The organism is Rhizobacter sp. P3_B12, assembly GCF_056402895.1.
In genome coordinates, this window is sequence record NZ_JBFUGN010000918.1 from 1 (window position 1) to 2469 (window position 2469).

Sequence of the window (2469 nt, forward strand, 5' to 3'; positions counted from 1 at the left end):
CGGGGTACACCGCGCTGGCCGGCGCCGCCTGCCGAAGCAGCATCGGTGCCGCCGGCGCGGGCTGCAGGCTCAGCATGAAGCGCGGCGAGACCGCCAGGCGCGTGTGCAGGTGGACGATCGTGTTCAGCTGCGCGCGCACGCCGGGCGCTGGCGCCCCGACGCCGCGCAGCAGCACCATCGCGCCCTGCGCACGCCATGCGTCGATGCGGCCGTGCCGCTCGCGCAGGCGCCTTGCCCATGCTTGCCATCGGTTCACGTCGTCTCCAGTCACTGAACGGCTTCGCTGTTGGCTCTTTCGTTGATCGCGGAGATCTCTTCCATCCAGCGCTGGCGCTCCTTGTGTTCGAGCAGCAGCACGTCCTCGTGCGACCAGTGAAAGTGATAGGCGATGAAGGCTACCTCCCTGTACAGCGCGGGCAGGGGGTAGCCTACGATCCCCCCGGGCTGCTCATCTCCAATGCAAACTCGTGCGCGCACTTCGGGCAGGCCGCCTCGATCGTGGCCCGCCCGCTGCGGTTGATGCGGTTGTAGAACTCCTGCAGGTAGGCCAGGTCGGCCGCGTAGAGCCCCTCGACCACCTTGGGCGTGACCTGCGCCACCGAGCCCAGCCGCGACAGCACGCGCGACAGCAGGATGATGGTGAGGTAGGCCTCGTTGCCCTGCACGCGCGGATCCTTCAGCGGCAGGATCTCGTCGGCCGCGGTGGCCAGGCGCATCACGCCGTCGCGGTGCAGGTCGCCGTCGGCATCCACGTAACCCAGCGGCAGCGTGAACTCGTATTCGGTCTGGAACATCATGCGGTACCTCGCCTCAGGCGCGCTCGACGCGCTCGCAGCTGACGGTCATCGCATCGAGCGACACGTCGTTGCCCTTGCCGTTGAAATCCGGCCCGTCGTACTTGCTCGGCCAGGCGCTGAAGAAGTTCCAGCGCAGCTTCTCCTGGCCCGCATCGTCCTGCAGGATGATCGAGCCGTTGCGCCGGTCGATCGTGCCGTTCACGGCGGCCAGGTGCCAGTCGTAGAGCTCGCGCGAATCGGTCACGCCCCACTTGAGCGTGATGTCCGGGTACGAGACCTTGCCGGGCAGCTTGCGCACCGTGGCGGCCTCGCCGCCTTCGCGGTACTCGACCACCTCGATGTTGGAGCCGAAACCGCTGCATTCCGAGAAGCCGGCCTGCACGATGCCGTCGATCTCGACCAGGAAGCGGAAATTGCGATAGGGATCTTTTCTGGCCATGGCTGGACTCCTCAGGCGCCGGTGTTCTGCTGGATGCGGAAGATGACGAATTCGGCCGGCTTGACGACAGCCACGCCGATCTCGGTGATGACGCGCCCGGCCTCGCGCTCGCTGGCCGGGTTGGTCTCGAGGTCGCACTTGACGAAGAAGGCTTCCTTCGGCGTGACGCCGAAGAGCGCGCCGTCGCGCCACTGGTTGTAGAGGAAGTCGCCCACCGAGCGGATGATTCGCTGCCACAGCGCCGGCGTGTTGGGCTCGAAGACCACGAACTGCGTGCCCTCGTCGATCGACTCCTTCAGGAAGTTCATGAAGCGCCGCACGTTGAGGTAGCGGTACTCGCCGTTGCGGTCGCCGCCCAGCGTGCGCGCGCCGTACACCATCGGCGAGCCGCCGAACGGCCGGATCACGTTGATGCCGGGTGGGTTGAGGCTGATCTGCTTGTCCTTGCCCATCGGCCGCTCGAGGTCGACGATGCCGATCACGCCTTCGTTGGCGGGCGCCTTGAACACGCCGCGGGTCGCGTCCACGCGGGCCCAGATGCCGGCCACGTGGCCGCTGGGCGGCTGGTCGATCAGCTCGAGTTCCGGGCCGCTGCCGGTGAACAGCGGGTTGAAGACCTTGACCCACGGAAAGTAGATCGCGCCGAAGCTGAACTTGTCCGGCGTGCTCGAGCCGCCGCCGGGCATCGGGCCGCCGTAGATGTCGTCGGGCGTGCTGTCGGAGGCCGGCGCGCGTTCACCGTCGAGCACGGCCGTACGGTCCTGCATCTCGAAGCAGTGGTCCATCAGCTGGACCTTGACTGCGGTGCCCTGCGCGCCGGGCGCGGCGACGATGGCGATGTCGTCGATGGGCTTGAGCGTGTCGAGCGGCGCCTGCAGGTTGCCCATGCCGCCGGCGGCGACCGGGACCACGTAGCAGGTGGTGCCGCCGTTGGCGAAGAAGCCGAACACCGCCAGCGCGAGCGTGCGGTTGACCGTGGTGTAGACCGGTGTCGCCGGCGTGGCACCGGTGCCGACGATGAAAGCCGCGAACTCGCTCCAGTTGGTGAACTTCTTCGGTTTGCCGACATCGGCGGCGGCCAGCCGGTCGGCCTCGCCGATGAAGGCGGCCGTGCTGGTGCCCACGCCCGCGATCGGCCGGGCCACGGGAGGAATCTCTTCGACGTAGACGCCGGGTGCGAAATAGTTTGCCATCCTTGCCCTCTCTCGGTCAGGTCAACTGGACGTCGTAGCC

At 67.6% G+C, this 2469-nt stretch carries 5 protein-coding genes; all 5 read right to left on the minus strand.

Annotation, left to right across the window (positions count from 1 at the left end; translation table 11 throughout):
- On the minus strand, positions 1 to 256 hold a 256-nt coding region (locus AC1D01_RS30015), incomplete at its 3' end, for a hypothetical protein (protein WP_477872942.1).
- Between the two features lie 11 nt (positions 257 to 267).
- A complete protein-coding gene (locus tag AC1D01_RS30020; RefSeq protein ID WP_477872943.1) occupies positions 268 to 477 on the minus strand; it encodes a DUF6760 family protein in 210 nt (69 codons plus the stop codon).
- Positions 429 to 797, minus strand: a complete 369-nt coding sequence (locus tag AC1D01_RS30025; protein WP_477872944.1) for a phage tail assembly protein — start codon at positions 795 to 797, stop codon at positions 429 to 431. The genes AC1D01_RS30020 and AC1D01_RS30025 overlap by 49 nt, the downstream gene beginning before the upstream one ends.
- Before the next feature lie 13 nt (positions 798 to 810).
- On the minus strand, positions 811 to 1236 hold the full coding sequence (locus tag AC1D01_RS30030; RefSeq protein WP_477872946.1) for a phage tail protein: 426 nt from the start codon (positions 1234 to 1236) through the stop codon (positions 811 to 813).
- A gap of 11 nt (positions 1237 to 1247) precedes the next feature.
- Positions 1248 to 2429: a phage tail sheath family protein gene (locus AC1D01_RS30035; protein ID WP_477872948.1), complete on the minus strand. Its 1182-nt coding sequence runs from the start codon at positions 2427 to 2429 to the stop codon at positions 1248 to 1250.
- Positions 2430 to 2469 lie beyond the last annotated feature (40 nt).